Raw genomic sequence first — 16,737 nt, 5'->3', positions numbered from 1 at the left:
ATGACGGATGCCGCGGCCCGCGGCATCCGTCATCTCCTCGCTGTTCCCACACGGCGACACGGCCGGGCACGCTGCTGCCGCTACTCTGAACGCGTGCGCCTCGGAGTCCTCGACATCGGCTCGAACACCGTCCACCTGCTGATCGCCGACGTCCGTCCCGGCGGCCGGCCTCTCGCGACGACGAGCCAGCGCACCGTGCTGCGCCTGATGCGCTACCTGGCGCCCGACGGCTCGATCACCGAAGAGGGCGTCACCGCGCTGGTCGCCGCTGTCACCCAGGCGCGCGAGGTCGCCGCGTCCGAGCACGTCGACGAGCTGCTGGCGACGGCGACCTCGGCCGTGCGCGAGGCGAAGAACGGCCCCGAGGTCATCGCGCTCATCGAGGCGGCGCTCGGCCAGCCGCTGCAGGTGCTGGGCGGCGAGACCGAGGCGCGGTACACCTTCCTCGCCGTGCGCCGCTGGTTCGGCTGGGCCGCCGGGCAGATCCTGCTGTTCGACATCGGCGGCGGCTCGCTCGAGATCGCAGCCGGGCCCGACGAGCTGCCCGAGGCCGCGGCATCCGTCCCCCTCGGCGCCGGGCGCATGACGATCCAGTTCCTTCCCGACGACCCGCCGGGCGAGGCCGCCGTCGAGAAGCTCCGCCACCATGCCCGCGCCACGCTCGCGCCTGTCGCCGCGACCTTCGGCAAGCTCGACCGCCCCGATCACGTGGTCGGCTCGTCCAAGGCGATCCGGTCGCTCGCGAAGCTCGTCGGCTATCCGGCGCCCGGCTGGTCGGGGATCGAGCGGATGCTGCTCCCCCGCGCCTCGCTCGGCTCGTGGATTCCGCGGCTCGCGCGCATCCCGGCATCCGCTCGACAGGAGCTGCCGGGGATCACTCCGGATCGCACGTTCCAGATCGTGGCCGGCGCCGTCGTGCTGCACGAGGCGATGCGCGCGCTCGACGTCGACGAGCTCGAGGTCTCACCGTGGGCCCTGCGCGAAGGCGTGCTGCTGCGCTACATCGAGTCCCTCAGCTGGAGCGCGCCGAGCGCCTGACCACCGGGCGGCGGCCGCAGGACTACGTCTCGATGCGTTCCGTGAAGGCGGTGTGGATGCCGGAGATCGCGATTCCCGCCAGGTGCCAGTCGCGCGGACCTTCGACACCGAGCGAGACCGTGCGCGCACCGTCGATCATCACGGGGTTGATGCGGCGGTGGTCGCCCATGCCGTCGATCGTGGCCATGACGGCGATCGCGAGGTCGCGCTCGTCGAGCCCCGACCGCATGCGCAGCCCGAACGCGGCGTTGAGCACGCGGTAGAGCTCGGCCATCCGATCCAAATACCGCCCGACGATCTCCGACAGCAGCGCGCGGATTTCATCGCCGCCCGGCACCGCATCCCCGCTCGAGAGCGCCGCAGACATCGTCCGGTACACGCGCCAGGCGACGGTGTCCTCGACGGCGGCCATGTTGTGCGCCACCGTCGCGCGCAGGACTTCGCGAAGCGCCGCCTGCTGCTCCTCGGGCGAGCTCGCCGCTTCGGCGCCCCCGGTCACGGCGTGCTCGATGAACCCGAGCGTCTCGGCGTCGAAGCCGGTCTCGAACCCGGGATCGGCCTCGAACAGCGCACGGACCAGGTCCGCGACGAACGCCGCACGGTCGGGCCAGATGCGGAAGACCGTCGAGCGCGGGACGCCTGCGGCGCGGATCAGGTCTTCGAGCTCGATGTTGGCGTAGTCGAGCTGCAGCCCCTCCGCCTTGACCCGGGCGACGGCGACCTCGAGCATGAGCGCGCGCGTCTGACCCGCGGGTCTCCGCGATCGGGGTTCGGCATCCGGCATCCTCCGATTATCGCCCCGACGCAGGCTGTGTCGGACGGATGCCGCGCCACGGCCGGGATCGCGGTGCCGGGTCCCCACAACCCGGCACCGGCCCGGCTCTCCGCACGACGGCATGAAGCCGTCGACGCATCGCCGTGCTCGTCCCCCCAGAGTCCGAGCACCTTGGTCACTCTAGAGACTGGGAGTCTCAGGTCTCAAGTTACGGGTGTCATCGTTGAGCAGAACCTGATCCTCCGTAACCAGAAGCCGGTCCCCCTCCCACGCCACGGGCATGGGATCGGTGATGCCTCCGACGAACGCCCCGTCGTCGCCGGCGTTGCGGAACGCGAAGAGCAGCCACCGCCCGTCCGAGCGGCGTCGCAGCAGACGCCCGACGTAGAGCCGCTCGTCCGTCAGGGGGTACGCGGCGTCCACGTCGAACGGGCCGAGCAGGCTCCCCGCCGGCACCGCCCAGGTGCCTCCGCCGCCGTCGCGCCGCGCGTCGGTGGCGTGTTCGGCAAGGCAGGAGAAGATCAGCACCGGCCGCCCGTCGACGACCTCGGCCTGCAGCACTTCCAGCTGCCCGAACCCCTGCTCGCTCGGCACGGTCAGTGGAGCGCGCAACTCCCACGTGCGCAGGTCGGGCGACCAGGCGTGACCCACCACGCCTCGCCCGGCGACCGGCCCCTCCGGGGCGCGGGCGGTGAGCAGCATGTGCCACCCGTCGCCGCCCGGGTCGGCGAACACCCAGGGGTCGCGGAAGGCCTCATCGTGCCAGGCGCCGCTCTCTAGCTTCTCGTACCAGGGCGCGCGTGCTTCGAGCACCGGTCCCTTCGCCTTCGTCCAGACGAGGAGGTCGGCCGAGGTGGCGTAGCCGATCCGCTGGACATTCCGGCCGTCGGCGGAGAGCGAGGCACCCGTGTAGAACAGGAACCACGTCCCGTCCGGATGCCGCACCACCGAGCCCGTCCAGGTGGCGAGCTCGTCGAAGGCCGGAGCATCACTGTGCACGAGCGCGTCCGCGACCTGCGTCCACTCGACGAGGTCGGTCGATACCGCGTGGCCGATCGACGCACGATGGTGGCGGGCGTCGGGATCATGGAGCGCGCGCGAGGCGTAGAGGAAGAACAGGTGATAGCGGTCGCCGTCGTCGGCGAACCAGAAGTCCCATACCCAGGAGCCGGGGAGGTCGAACAAGGGAGAAGCCTTTCGAATGAGGCGTGACACAGCACGCCGGATGAAGTGGCCGCTGGACGGCCGGAACTGGGAGTCGCCCCGAAGAAGGAGCGTCGGTCGGTCCGCGTCACGCGATCCGCGCGAGCAGCTCCTCCCGGCGCGGCGGGTCGGCGCCGGGCCGCGACACCGTGATCGCGGCGGCCTCGGCAGCGCGGCGCAGGAGCGCCTCGAGTTCGTCGGGATGGATGCCGCCACCCGGCGCCCGCAGGCCGAGTCCCGCTGCGCGAGCGAGAAGGCCGTCGATGAGCGCGCCCATGAAGGTGTCGCCGGCACCGACCGTGTCGACGACGTGGTTCGACGCGGCGGGAACCACGACCTCTGCGTCCGTCGTCACCGCGGTCGCCCCGTCGGCGCCGCGCGTGACCACGACCAGCGCAGGACCGGCCATCACCCATTCACGTGCGACCTCGATCGCATCCCGACCCGGTTGCAGCCACTGCATATCCTCGTCACTGGCCTTGATGACGTCGGCGAGGCCGATGAGCTCGTCCACTCGGTCGCGGACCACCTGCGGGTCGCGCACGAGCGAGGGTCGGATATTGGGGTCGTAGGTGATGATCGCGCGGCCGTGCGCCGCGCGCACGAGGGCGGCGACCTGGCCGGCGCCGGGCTCGAGGACGGCGCCGACCGAACCGAGGTGCACCAGGTCGGCCGAGGCGAACACGTCCTGCGCGAGTCGTGCGACATCGTCGCCGAGGTCCCACTCCAGGTCGAACGTGTAGGTCGCGGCCCCGCCCGCATCCAGCAGCGCGGTGGCGGTCGACGTTCGCACCGCGGTGACGGCGTCGACCGTGACCCCGGACTCCTCGAGCCAGCGGCGCACGCGGCGTCCGCCGTCGTCATCGGCGAGCCGTGTGACGAGGACCGGAGCGCGGCCGAGGCGACCCAGTGTCAGGGCGACGTTCGCCGGACTGCCGCCCGACGCCTCGTCGACCGCCCCGCCGGCGCGGTGCACGATGTCGACCAGGGACTCGCCGACTACGACGACGCGCGGTGCGGCATCCGTTCTCATCCCTTCACCCCGCTCGCTGCGATGCTGCTCACGAATGCCCGCTGGAAGATCAGGAACACGATCAGCACCGGCAGCGTGATGAGCGACGTGTACGCCATCACCTCGCCCCAGGCGGTGTTGAGCTGGAAGAAGTACTGCATGCCGACCATGACGGGTCGCAGCTCCTCCTTCTGCACCACCATGAGCGGCCAGAGGTACTGGTTCCACGCGGGCAGGAAGGTGAGGATCGCGACGGTCGCGAAGGCCGGTCCCGACAGCGGCACGAGGATCCGGCGGTAGATGGTGAACCAGCTGGCCCCGTCGATCCGCGCCGCCTCGTCGAGCGACTTCGGGATCGTCGAGAAGTACTGCGTGAACAGGAAGATCGAGAACGCGTTCGCGATGAACGGCACGATCTGCACCTCGTAGGTGTTGAGCCAGCCGAAGTCGTACTTGAGCACTCCGCCTTCGATCACGAGCGTCGGCAGCTGCGCCACCCAGTAGACCATCGGCACCGCGATGGTCTCGAACGGCACGATGAGCGTCGCGATCACGATCGCGAGGACGACGATGCGCCCCTTCCACTCCAGTCGCGACAGCGCGAAGCCCGCCATCGAGTTCACGATGAGACCGAGCCCGACGGTCAGGACCGTGACGAACACGGAGTTGAACAGGAACTGTGCGACGGGCACGCGATCGAAGACGCCGAAGTAGTTGTCGAGGCTGATGTCTCCGGTCGGCAGGAACGCGTTCACCGAATCGACGTCCTGCAGGATCTGCGCATCGGGCTTGAGGCTCGAGACGAACATGAACACGAGCGGGAACAGGAACAGCATGCCGAACAGCGACATCGCGATGTACAGGAGGATCTTCCCGCGCCGTCGATGCGACTTCTCGCTGCGGACGGGGCGCGCAGGCGGCGACGGGTGACGTGCGTCGCTCGCCGTGGTGAGGGTTCGGGTCTCGGACATGGGTCAGTCCTTCTCTCGCGTCAGCCGGCGCTGGATGAGCGCGATGATCAGCACGGCGACGAAGAAGATGAGCGAGATCGCGGCGGCATAGCCGATCTCCTGCTGCTCGTAGCCCTTCCGTACGGCGTGGAAGACGATGGTGGAGGTCGAGCCCTGCGGACCGCCCTGGGTCATCACATCGATCTGCACGAAGAGGCCGAGGGCGGCGATCGTGATCGTGACGAGCACGAACACCATCGTCGGGCGAAGGCCCGGCCAGGTGACGTTCGTGAACTGGCGCCATGGGCTCGCGCCGTCCATCCTGGCGGCCTCGTAGAGCTCCTCGGGAATCGTCTGCAGACCCGAGAGCCAGATGATCATGTGGAATCCGACGGCCTGCCAGATCGACATGAAGATGATGGCGCCGAGCGCGGTCTGCGGATCGTTCAGCCAGTCGGCCCCCGACCACAGGCCGAAGGTGAGGGCGTCGATCATCGAGTTGATGAGGCCGTCCTGCTGGTACATGAACTTCCACAGGATCGACACCACGACGATCGAGGTGACGACCGGGATGAAGAAGATCACACGGAAGGCGGTGACCCCGCGCATGCGCCGGTTGACGAGCACCGCCAGCAGCAGCCCGAGAGCCGCCTGCACCGGCACGACCACCAGCGCGAAGACGGCGGTGTTGCCGACGGACTGCACGAACAGCGGGTCGGCGGTGAACGCGCGGGTGAAGTTGTCCAGCCCCACGAAGCGCGGGGGGTTGGGCGAGATGAGCCGCGCGTTCGTGAACGAGAGCGTGAACGCGAGGATCACGGGGATGATGAGGAACAGGACCAGGAGGATGCCGGCGGGGGCGATCATCCCGAGGCCGGCCCAGGTCTCGCGCCCCTTGATGGAGCGGAAACGACGGAGTTCGCGCCGAGGTTCTTCGGCGGCGACCGTCGGTGGAGTGACAGTCATGGCAGGTCTCTCTGAGGATGCGCCGGCGGGGGCATGAGGCCCCCGCCGGCGCGGCGGATCACTGGAAGCCGTACCCGTCGTTCGACGCGATGTTCGCGTCGATGTCCGACACGGCGCGATCGAGCGTCTCCTGCACGTCGGCGCCGCTCATGATGTCCTTCGCGGCGGTCTCGAACGTGGCCGAGATCACGGCGTAGGCGGGCGTCTCGGGACGCAGCACCGCGTACTCCTGCGAGAACTCGACGAACGGGCGCAGGGCGCCGTCGTCGCCGAAGTACTCCGACGCCTGCGCGGCCGCCTCGGTGGCGGGGATCACGACCTGCTTGTCGGCGAACTCGGTGATGTACTCGTCCTGGAAGCTGAACTCGAGGTACTCACGAGCGCCGTCGGCGTCGTTGCACTCCGAGGAGATGCCCCACTGCCACGAGCCGCCGCCGATCTTCGGGCCGTTGCCGAGGTCCGGCGGGGGCAGGATGAGCAGGTCGTCGCCGACAGCGTCGAGCGCGGCGACGGCGTTCCAGACACCCGTGTAGCTGAGCGCCACCTCGTCGTCGACGAACTCCTGGTTGCCGACCGTCCCGCTGTTGTCGGCGTAGCCGTCGGCGAAAAGACCGGCGAACCACTCGCCCCACGCGACCGCGTCGGGTCCGTTGAGCGCGCCGTCCGCGGTGAGCATGGTCGAGCGATCGATCAGGTCACCGCCGAAGCTCTGCAGCAACGGCGAGTACGCGTACGGCCACCATTCGCCGGTGTCCTCGGCGCCGATGTCGATCGGCGTCTCGTACCCGGCATCCTTCAGCGTCGCCAGAGCGGCGCCGAACTCGTCGGCCGTCCACGGCTCCTCCATCGTCGGGATGCGGATGCCGTTGCCCTCGAGCACCGACTCCCGCGCGAAGATGGCGAGCGCGGCATCCCAGTACCCCGCCGAGTAGATCTCGTCCTCCCACACGCCGACCGCGGTGGGCAGCAGCGAGTCGGTGAGCTCGGTGGGCAGCTCGAGCGGCTGCAGGTACCCGGCCCACGCCCAGTTGGGCATGATCGGCCCGTCGAGGTCGAGAAGGCAGGGAAGATCTCCGGATGCCGCGGCGGCGACGATCGCGTCGTTGTAGGCGCCCTGCGGGAACGACTCGTGAACGACCTCGTACTCGTCCTGCGAGTCGTTGAAGTCGGAGATGATCTGCTCGTAGACCTCGAGCTCGGCGGGGTTGCCCGCCGAATGGGTCCACATCGTCAGCTGTGTGCGGCCGTCCGCGGTCGTGGCGTCTCCTTGACCGGCTTGCCCGCAGCCGGTCAAGGCGATCGCCGTGACCAGACCCGCGGACACGAGGATCGGGGTCCTTGTGCGCATTGTTGTGGTTTCCTTTTCTTGGTGACTCACGCCCGCGTGGGTCACCGATCGGTGGCCGCCTCCGGCGGCCTCTCGGTGTGTGAAGCCCGTCGCCGGTTCGGTTTGGCGACTTGCGCCGGCGGCGGGCCTACGGAGTCTCGTCGGATGACGGGACACTCCATGAGGTGCGTGGCGTCCTCATCCCCCTCTGCGCGGACGCCGAGCGCGACCTCCATCGCCCAGCGCCCCATGGCGTAATGGGGCAGGGCGACGGTGGTGAGGGGGGGATCCTGTTCCGCGGCGATGAGCTGCTGGTCGTCGTAGCCGACGACCGAGAGGTCACGCGGAATGTCGAGGCCGCGGCGGTGGGCGGCGATGTACACGCCGGCTGCCATGCGGTCGTTGAAGCAGAAGACGGCGGTGGGGCGTCGCTCGTCGGGCAGGTCGAGCAGGAGGTCCGCCGCGGCGCGACCGCCCAGCGCGGACGTCTCGGCCCGGACGTGGAGGGTTGCATCGACCGGGATGCCGGCTTCGGCGAGCACCTCGACGTAGCCCTCATGACGCAGGGTCGAGGCGATCGGCGTTTCATCGGTGTCGATGTAGGCGATGCGACGGTGCCCGGCCGCGACGAGTTCGCGCACCGCGGCCGCCCCGCCGGCGCGGTCGTCGGGGACGACGCTGCGATGGCCGCCCGCCTCCGGCCGGCAGTCGAGGAACACGGTCTGCGCGGGGAGACCCTGTGGGACGTCGACCACCCGGTGCCACATGCAGGCATAGATCATCGCATCGACCTGCTGCGCCGTGAGCGCGCGGATCGCCTCGCGCTCGATGGTCTCGTCGCCGCCGGTGTCGAGCAGGTAGACGAGGTGTCCGTTTTCGCGGGCGGCATCCTGCGCGCCGGCGAGCATGCGACCGGCGAAGGGCGTCGTCGCGATCTGGTCGGAGATGAGGCCCACCGTGCGCGTCTGCTGGGCGCGCAGACCTCGCGCGACAGAGCTGGGTGCGTAGCCGACCGTGCGGGCGGCCTCGCGCACCCGCTGCCGTGTCTCGTCCGAGATGCGAGACTCCACGTCGTTCATGACGAGCGACACCGTCGTCACCGAGACGCCGGCTGCCGCCGCGACGTCTGAGATCCGTGCCCTTGCCATGTTTGCTCACTCCGGTGTGATAAATCGATTTATCGAACGGGTCGATTATGAACCGACGATCGGCGTCACGTCAAGCACCATGTCTCCGAAGCTCCCTGTCCCCCGAACGGCCGACATGCGCGATCCGCTTGTCCGTGTCACTATGGAGATCGGTGCAAATCGATTTGCATCATCTGATCTCGAAGGAGCTCCAGAAATGAACACTCCCCCGAAGCGCGTCAGGCGCATCCTGATCGGCGGCATCACCGCCGCCGCCGTCGCGGTATCGGCACTGGTCGGCCTGCCCGCCGCTGCCGCCGTCGGCCCGACCACCGCAGCGGCTCTGCCCGACCTGCAGGACGGACCCGAGCCGACCGTCCACACCCAGGAGGCGTATGCCCCCGAAGACGACTTCACCGCCAAGTGGACCCGCGCGGACGCGCGGCAGCTCAAGCGCCTGTCCGACCCGACCGCGGGCTCGAAGCAGAACTCGATGCCCACCGAGCTCACGATGCCTGCCGTCCCGCAGGACTTCCCCGACATGAGCAACGAGGAGGTCTGGGTCTGGGACTCGTGGCCGCTGACCGATGAGGACGCGAACCAGTACAGCGTCAACGGCCAGGAGATCATCTTCTCGCTCGTGGCCGACCGCAACCTCGTGTTCGACGAGCGGCATGTGTTCGCGAAGATCGGCTACTTCTACCGCCCCGCCGGCGTCCCCGCCGCAGAGCGGCCCGAGAACGGCGGCTGGACCTACGGCGGCCTCGTCTTCGACGAGGGCGTGACCGGTCAGATCTTCCCCGACCAGTCGTACAGCCACCAGACCCAGTGGTCGGGTTCGGCGCGCATCTCGAAGGGCGGCGAGATCAAGCTGTTCTTCACGGACGTCGCGTTCTACCGCAACGAGGACGGCAGCAACCGCAAGCCCTACGACCCGCGCATCGCGCTGAGCGTCGGCAAGGTGCACGCCAACAAGAACGGCGTGAAGCTGACTGGATTCGACGAGGTCACCGACCTGCTGCAGGCCGACGGCACGTACTACCAGACCGGCGCGCAGAACGAGTTCTTCAACTTCCGCGACCCGTTCACGTTCGAGGACCCGGCCCACCCCGGTGAGACCTTCATGGTCTTCGAAGGCAACTCCGCCATGCCGCGCGAGAGCGCGACCTGCAACGAGGAGGACCTCGGCTACCGCGAGGGAGATCCCTTCGCAGAGACGGTCGAGCAGGTGAACGCCTCGGGCGCCACGTACCAGATCGGCAACGTCGGTCTGGCGAAGGCGAAGAACGAGGAGCTCACCGAGTGGGAGTTCCTGCCGCCCATCCTGTCGGCGAACTGCGTCACGGATCAGACCGAGCGTCCGCAGATCTACATGAAGGACGGCAAGTACTACCTCTTCACCATCAGCCACCGCGGCACGTTCGCGAACGGCATCGACGGTCCTGAGGGCGTCTACGGCTTCGTCGGCGACGGCATCCGCAGCGACTACGAGCCGATGAACGCCGGCTCGGGCCTCGCTCTCGGCAACCCGACGAACCTGAACTTCGCGGGCGGACAGCCCTTCGCGCCGGACTTCAACCAGCCGATCGGGCACTTCCAGGCGTACTCGCACTACGTGATGCCCGGTGGACTGGTGCAGTCGTTCATCGACACGATCGGCACGGAGGGCGACTTCCGCCGCGGCGGCACCCTCGCCCCGACGGTCAAGATCGACATCGACGGCGCCTCGTCGGCGGTCGACTACTCGTACGGCAACGGCGGGCTCGGCGGCTACGCCGACATCCCGGCGAACATCAACATCAACCCCGGCGGCAACGAGAAGACGCTGCGCTGACCGGAACAGCAGGACGACGGATGCCTCGGCACGGCCTCGTGCCGGGGCATCCGTCCGCCGCATCCCCGCCCGATCCACAACGGAAGGATCCGTCATGCCCGAAGGCGACATCCCCTACACGCCCCGCCGCCGACGCTCCCTCGTGATCGCCGTCGCCGCCGCGCTCGCGGTGCTGGCCGTGGCAGTGGTCGCGGTGCTGGCCATCGGCCTTCCCCGGGAGCAGGACACGCAGACGGCTCCCTCGCCGACCGCGCCGTCGACCGGTGGGTCCGAGCGACCGGCGGAGTGGTCGCCGCATCGGCCGGGGATCCACATCACGCCCGGCGAGAACTGGATGAACGACCCCCAGAAGCCGTTCCTCCTCGACGGCGTGTGGCACTACTACTACCTCTACAACGCCGACTATCCCGACGGGAACGGCACGGCCTGGTACCACGCGACTTCGACCGACCTCGTGCACTGGAAGGACGAAGGGGTCGCGATCGAGAAGTACGCCAACGGCCTCGGCGACATCTGGACCGGCACGGCCGTCGTCGACGAGAAGGGCACCGCCGGCTTCGGCGCCGGCGCGGTCGTCGCCCTGGTCACGCAGCAGGTGGACGGCGTGCAGCGGCAGTCGCTGTTCTTCTCGCGCGACGACGGGTACAGCTTCGAGTCCTACGACGGCAACCCGGTGATGGACAACCCCGGCGTCGCCGACTGGCGCGATCCCCGCGTGTTCTGGGACGAGTCGGCCGGGCACTGGGTGATGGCGCTCGCCGAGCACGACCGGATCGGCCTCTACACATCGCCGAACCTGCGCGAATGGACCTACACGTCGGACTTCGCCACCACCGGGCTCGGAGTGCTCGAGTGCCCCGACCTGTTCCCCATGTCGGTGGACGGGGATCCCGACGACGTGCGATGGGTGCTCGTCGCAGGCGCCAACGGCGCCGCTGAGGGCATGACCACCGGCACCGCCTACTGGGTCGGCGAGTGGGACGGCGAGCGCTTCGTCGCCGACGGCACCGGCCACCAGTGGCTCGATCACGGACCCGACTACTACGCGGCGGTCACGTGGGACGACCCGCGGCTCGGGGAGGAGGAGCGACTCGCGACGCGCTACAGCATCGGGTGGATGAACAACTGGGCGTACGCGGGCCGGTTCCCGACCGAGGGGTGGCAGGGCGGATCCGACTCGATCGTCCGCACGATCACGCTCGGCTCCGAACGAGGGCGAGCCACCTTGCGCTCGACGCCCGCATCCGAGCTCGATGCCCTCGAGGGCGAGTCGCAGCCCATCGACGACGTGCGGCTCGCTGCCGAGAGTGCCGTGGAGCTGGAGGTGCCGGCATCCGGGGCCTACCGCGTGCGGCTCGATGCCTCGGGCGAAGCGGGCGAGCTGCGCGTCAAGGTCCAGACCGGGGACGGGAGCTTCGCAACCGTCGGCTACGACTTCGATGGGCAGGTCGCCTTCGTGACGCGGGACGCCGACGCGGTCGCGGGGAGCATGCCCGACGCGTACCGGCAGGTGCGGACGGCACGCGTCGAGCCGACGGACGGGCGGATCGAGCTCGACATCGTCGTCGACGCCGCCTCGATCGAAGTGTTCGCGGGCAGGGGCGAGGCCGCGCTCACCATGGCGACCTTCGGGACCGCGGGCGAGCGTGGGCTGCTGCTCGAGGGCGCCCGGGGTGAGGTCGTCGTGTCCGACGCGAGCCTCACGCCGCTGCGGGTCGCACCGGTCGCACGCGCACCCGAACGCGGTTAGCGGGACGGGCGGGCAGGCGGCGGGGCGACCGATTCGCGCTCGACGAGCCATCCGCGCACCAGGTGAAGGCCTTCGCCGAGGGGCGGCGCCGTGCCGTCGATCCGGTCGAGCAGGCGCGTCATCCCCCAGCGGCCCATGCCGTCGTGCGGCAGCGCGATCGTGGTGAGGCCCGGGTCGAGGGCATCGGCGACCGGATGCAGGTCGTCGATGCCGACGACCGAGAGTCCGGCAGGAACGGAGATGCCGCGCCGCGCCGCCGCCTGCATCACCCCCATCGCGATCTGGTCGTTGAAGCAGATGACGGCCGTCGGCGGCGCCGGCTGATCGACCAGCCGGCCGCCCGCCTCGCGTCCGCCCGCCGCATCCGAGGAGCAGAACTCGAGTCGGCCGTCGCCCAGAGCGATGCCCGCGTCGCCCAGGGCAGAGCGCACGCCGATCAGGCGTCCTCGGGCCGCGCGGGACTCGTCGATCGTGCCGATGTACGCGACCTCGCGGTGCCCCTCCCTCATGAGCCGCTCACACGCCAAGGTGGCGATCTGCGCCTCGTCGGGCACCACCGCGTCGACCTCCCAGCCCGGCTCCGGCGCGGCGTCGACGAGAACGACCGGCACCTCGTCCGGTACCGCTGGTCGATCGACGCGCTGGTGGTACATGCGCGCGATCAGGAGCCCGTCGACGCGCTGCGCGAGGAAGCGGGCGACGAGGTCGCGTTCCGCTTCCGCGTCACCGCCGCTCTCGGCCACCATGAGCAGCACATCCCGTTCGAGGCCGGCGCGTCGTGCGCCCTCGATGATGCGCCCCGCGAACGGCGTGGCGGCCAGGTCATCGCCGATCAGCCCCACGACGCCGGTGCGGCGCCGACGCAGTCCGCTCGCGACCCGGTCGGGGACGTACCCCAGCTCGCGTGCGACCGCCAGGATCCGTTCGCGGGTCTCGGCATTGACGGCCCGCGCGCCGCTCAGCGCGTGCGAGACGGTCGTCGGCGAGACGCCGGCTGCTGCGGCGACGTCGCTGACCCGCGCGCGTCCACTCCCGGGAGTCGCAGCTGTCGGCATGCATTCAGCCTATGGGTGCGGGTGCGCGCGCCGAGAGGGTGGATTTCCGCACCGGCCGACCACCGGCCGGCCGGAGCGGAGAAGTCATGCCGACGGATGCCGCGGCCGACGTCCGGGCGGCGAGGAGGCCGGTCCTGGACCGCCCCCTCGCCGCCGATGTCAGCCGGAGAACGGCACCACGCTGCCGAACAGCCGGAGCTCGGCGACGCCGAGGATCTGACCGTTCGCGATGCGGATGTAGCGGTACTCGGCCTGTCCCTGCACCGGCCACCGCTGCCATTCGAGCGTCTTCGCGGGAACGCCCGGAGTCAGCCGGGTCCACGTCTGGAGGTCGTTCGAGCCCTCGAGGCGCATATCCGCGATGCGGGACGTTCCGTACCCGTCCTGCCGCACGAGCAGTTCGGCGCCCGTGAGCGTCACGCGGGAGTCGGTGCCGAAGTCCCACACGTTGCCGTAGGTTCCCGCGTTCAGGCGCGTGTCGGAGTGCGTCGCCGCATCGCCGTCGAACATCTTCGCCGCGTACTGGGTCCACGCGGCATCGACGACGCCGTCTGGACGCAGCACGGTCGCGCCGCGGAACGCCTCGTCGAGCAGTCCCTCGTCGGTGGACAGGAACAGCTTCGAGCCGTCGGTGGTCGCGGCGACGGGGTCGGCCGTCCGGCCGTCCGGCGTCGTGAACGCGATCGCGAAGGTGACCGCGGCGCCTGCCTCGGCCGCAGCAGGCACGGCCGCGGAGGCCACCCACTCACCAGGCGCGGGAGACGTGACCTGTGCGGGTTCGCCGAGCAGCGTCACCTCCACCGCGGTGTTGCCCGCCGGGCCCGTCATCCGCAGCTCGACGCGGTCGCCCGCCACCACCCGACCGGCCACGCCGTCCGGCGACGACATCGTGACCGTGTCCATGGCACCGGTCGCCTCGCTGCGCACCCCGTCGATGCGGATGTCGGCGATGCTCCAGATGCCCGGGTACGCCGGATCCGACGGCACCCCCGGCTCGTCGACCTGGAACTTGAGGAACCGGAACCGCTGGTCGCGGACCTCGTCGCGCACCGGGATCCACTCCAGCGCGGCATCCTGTCCCGCATTCGGGTGCTGGGTGAGGAGCGTCCAGGTCGCGCCGTCGTCGGAGCCGTACACATTGGTGCCCTCAGCCCGGTTGGGGAACGTGTCGCGCGCCTGGATTCCGAATGCCTCGGCGGAGACGCGGAAGCCCGGCCCGAAGTCGAACGCGATGCCGGTCACACGCTGATCGCCCCACGACGTCTGGTTGTCGCCGTCTGCGAGCGCCCGGAGCTGCGAGGAGCTGAGCACCGGAGCGGTCACGATCCCGGTGTAGTCGAGCGAGCCGTCCGTCAGCCGCGGGTTGAGCAGCTGCAGCTGCGCGATCGCATCGCCCAGCCGATCCAGCAGATCGGCGAACTCGGCCGGGCTCGCGGTCTTGCGGGCCCGCTGCGCCTGTGACTGGAGATCCTCCACCGGCTGCCACGTCGCCGTCGTGTACAGCTCCGCGCCGCCCTCGATGCGCTCGAGGAGCTTGCCGATCGCCGACGCGCGGTTCGGGGCGACGGTGACCGCGACGGGAAGCGCCGTCACGGTAGTGCCATCGGACGCGGTGACGATCATGTCGGCCCTGCCGCTCTGCGACGGCGTCCAGCTGACGGTGCCACCGGCAAGGTCCGCGCCCGCGGGCGCGTTCTGCAGCTCCAGCTGCGCTTCGCCACCGCCGGTATCCGTGGTCGGGAAGGCCCGCGTCCACGCCTCGCCAGCGACGGCCATGACGTCCACGGCGGGGGCGTCGGCGAACACGGGTGGAGTGAGCACGCCGTTCGCCTGGGCCAGCACGCCCGCGACGTCGACCACGGCGTCCGATCCTGTGGCCTTCAGGAACACGATGTTGTCGCCGACGGCGCCGGGCGCCTTGTCGGCGTTCACGTCGAGCCAGACATAGCGCCACTGGCCGTCGGTGTCGGGCACCACGATCTCTTCGTACTGCTGCTCCTGGGAAGTGCGCGCCACCTGGAGCCGTGCGACCCCGTCGCTGCGGACCCTGACGCCGACCAGGGAGGTCTTCGTCCTGTCGGACCACACCGCACGCCGCACGGCGAGCTGCGCGTCGTCCGCCGCGGCGTCGAGGCGGATGAAAGAGGTGCCGTCCTCGTCCGTGGCGCGCTGCGCTCCCCCGCCGAGCGGCGTGCCGAAGCTCCCCGTCGAGAGCTCGGGGCCGTCGGCGAGCGGCGCGGCCGCGCCGGGGACGTCGGCGAGCTCGGGCGGGAACGCCACCCAGTACTCGGCAGCGGTGTAGTCCGAGCCGCGGTCGTTCCAGAAGTTCTGGACGGCGGAGCCGTAGTAGTACAGCGGTCCGTCACGGTGCGCGTAGAGCTCGGCGACGTGGGGCGCCTCGGCCTCGACGTCGACACCGGCGACATAGCGGTACTGCAGGTACGCCTCGCTCATCGGATCCTGCAGCCGGCCGCGATAGGCCTGCGAGATCGCACCCCCCTCGGTCGCGGGGATGTACGGCACCTCTTCGCCCATCATGAACGCGCCGAAGGTGTCGGCACCGGCGAGGATGCGGTTGTCGAGGAACCGGTAGGGCGACACGGCGTCGGGCGCCGACGAGACGGTGCCGGCGACGGGGTCGAGAGTCGTGCCCTGGTTGTCGACGAGGCGCGCGAGGGCGACGAAGATGTCGACGTCCCCCTGGCCGTGGGCCTGGTCGCGCAGCATCTCCATGTGCTGGACGAACGGCGCACCGGTGGTGTTCCCAGCCGCGTCGGCGGGAATCTCACGGAAGAGCGAGGCGAGGGCGCCGTTGACGTCTCCGCCGTACAGGTCGTGCTCGCTCTGGTAGCCCGCGTTGACCGTGAACCATTCCACGCGCTCCGCGTAGAGGTCGGCGTCGTCGAGGAAGATCGCGGCGGCCACCATGCCGATCACACCGTACAGGTGCTGATTCCACAGCCGGTTCTGGGAGGAGAGGAACGTGTCGAGCACAGGACGCACGAGGTTGTCCTCGAGGCGCTGCTGGTCCTCGTCGGTCCAGCGCAGGTCGTAGCCGTTCAGCGAGTCGTTCGCGGCGTCGGTGCCCCGCACCACCTCGGCGGCGATCAGCATGTAGTACAGCGGCACGCCGGTGTGGATGTGCGCGTCGGCGAAGTAGGCGTACTTGGCCGGGTCGAGGTTGCTCCAGGTGCGCAGCACGTGCAGCGCGTTCGCGCGGTACTGCTCGTCGCCGGTGACGACGTACTCGAGCGCCTGTGCCATGGCACCGAGACTGTCGCGGAGGGCGCTGGAGCGCATGCCGGCGCTCGCGTACGCGTCGTTCTTCGGAGTGTCGGTGGCGTCCTTCGCGTTCTCGGGCACGAAGGTGCGCGCGGCGTACTTGGTCTGGGTCATGGCTTCGTAGTAGCTCGCCCAGGGATCCACGCCGGCGAGCACCTGGGTACGCATGTTCTCGAGGTGGTCCGCGGTGAACCCGACACCGGGATGCGCGAAGCCGGCCTCGCTGATCGTCCGGACGATGGCGGGCACGGATGCCGGAGCCACCGGTTCTTCGGCGGCTGCGGGGCTGGCGACCGCGGGCTGCAGCGCCGTGAGGGCGCCTGCGACCGTCAGGGCCATGACCGTCAGCGCTCCGATCACGCGGCGCGCGGCTCGTCGTTGCTGGATCTTCATCGATCTCTCTTCCTGTCGCCGCGAT

At 69.9% G+C, this 16,737-nt stretch carries 12 protein-coding genes; 3 read left to right on the top strand and 9 right to left on the bottom strand.

Annotated features, from left to right (window positions below):
* Nucleotides 1-93 precede the first annotated feature (93 nt).
* A complete protein-coding gene (locus B2K11_RS04270; protein WP_163617034.1) occupies nucleotides 94-1,038 on the top strand; it encodes a Ppx/GppA phosphatase family protein in 945 nt (314 codons plus the stop codon).
* A gap of 22 nt (nucleotides 1,039-1,060) precedes the next feature.
* On the opposite strand, the gene B2K11_RS04265 is transcribed toward B2K11_RS04270, so the two are convergent.
* The 7 genes from B2K11_RS04265 to B2K11_RS04235 form a co-directional block, all read right to left on the bottom strand.
* Nucleotides 1,061-1,822, bottom strand: coding sequence for a hypothetical protein (locus tag B2K11_RS04265; RefSeq protein WP_239525716.1), 762 nt, complete (start codon nucleotides 1,820-1,822; stop codon nucleotides 1,061-1,063).
* Between the two features lie 171 nt (nucleotides 1,823-1,993).
* On the bottom strand, nucleotides 1,994-2,998 hold the full coding sequence (locus B2K11_RS04260) for a glycosyl hydrolase family 32 (protein ID WP_163617033.1): 1,005 nt from the start codon (nucleotides 2,996-2,998) through the stop codon (nucleotides 1,994-1,996).
* Nucleotides 2,999-3,104: 106 nt separating this feature from the next.
* A complete protein-coding gene (locus tag B2K11_RS04255; protein ID WP_163617032.1) occupies nucleotides 3,105-4,049 on the bottom strand; it encodes a carbohydrate kinase in 945 nt (314 codons plus the stop codon).
* On the bottom strand, nucleotides 4,046-4,999 hold the full coding sequence (locus tag B2K11_RS04250; RefSeq protein WP_163617031.1) for a carbohydrate ABC transporter permease: 954 nt from the start codon (nucleotides 4,997-4,999) through the stop codon (nucleotides 4,046-4,048). The genes B2K11_RS04255 and B2K11_RS04250 overlap by 4 nt, the downstream gene beginning before the upstream one ends.
* 3 nt (nucleotides 5,000-5,002) lie before the next feature.
* The gene (locus B2K11_RS04245) at nucleotides 5,003-5,944 is read right to left on the bottom strand and encodes a sugar ABC transporter permease (protein ID WP_163617030.1); all 942 of its coding nucleotides are present in this window, start codon (nucleotides 5,942-5,944) and stop codon (nucleotides 5,003-5,005) included.
* A gap of 58 nt (nucleotides 5,945-6,002) precedes the next feature.
* Nucleotides 6,003-7,292 (bottom strand): extracellular solute-binding protein, encoded by a 1,290-nt coding sequence (locus B2K11_RS04240; RefSeq protein WP_163617029.1) that lies wholly within the window; start codon nucleotides 7,290-7,292, stop codon nucleotides 6,003-6,005.
* Nucleotides 7,293-7,333: 41 nt separating this feature from the next.
* Nucleotides 7,334-8,419 carry a LacI family DNA-binding transcriptional regulator gene (locus B2K11_RS04235; RefSeq protein ID WP_163617028.1) on the bottom strand — a complete coding sequence of 362 codons (1,086 nt, stop codon included), beginning with the start codon at nucleotides 8,417-8,419 and terminating at the stop codon, nucleotides 7,334-7,336.
* A 196-nt stretch (nucleotides 8,420-8,615) separates the two neighbouring features.
* Here B2K11_RS04235 and B2K11_RS04230 point away from each other — a divergent pair, with 196 nt between their 5' ends.
* Together B2K11_RS04230 and B2K11_RS04225 are read left to right on the top strand one after the other, a co-directional pair.
* A complete protein-coding gene (locus tag B2K11_RS04230; protein WP_163617027.1) occupies nucleotides 8,616-10,232 on the top strand; it encodes a glycoside hydrolase family 68 protein in 1,617 nt (538 codons plus the stop codon).
* A 94-nt stretch (nucleotides 10,233-10,326) separates the two neighbouring features.
* Entirely contained in the window at nucleotides 10,327-11,982 is a 1,656-nt protein-coding gene (locus tag B2K11_RS04225; protein ID WP_163617026.1) for a glycoside hydrolase family 32 protein, read from the top strand.
* Here B2K11_RS04225 and B2K11_RS04220 read toward each other — a convergent pair.
* Nucleotides 11,979-13,037: a LacI family DNA-binding transcriptional regulator gene (locus B2K11_RS04220; RefSeq protein ID WP_163617025.1), complete on the bottom strand. Its 1,059-nt coding sequence runs from the start codon at nucleotides 13,035-13,037 to the stop codon at nucleotides 11,979-11,981. The genes B2K11_RS04225 and B2K11_RS04220 overlap by 4 nt on opposite strands.
* A gap of 159 nt (nucleotides 13,038-13,196) precedes the next feature.
* Nucleotides 13,197-16,712, bottom strand: coding sequence for an alginate lyase family protein (locus B2K11_RS04215; RefSeq protein WP_163617024.1), 3,516 nt, complete (start codon nucleotides 16,710-16,712; stop codon nucleotides 13,197-13,199).
* Nucleotides 16,713-16,737 lie beyond the last annotated feature (25 nt).

The organism is Microbacterium sp. B35-30, from assembly GCF_010634855.1.
Classification (GTDB): domain Bacteria; phylum Actinomycetota; class Actinomycetes; order Actinomycetales; family Microbacteriaceae; genus Microbacterium.
The sequence above is the reverse complement of the archived record's forward strand: the minus strand, read 5'-3'. Positions and strand labels throughout refer to the sequence as shown.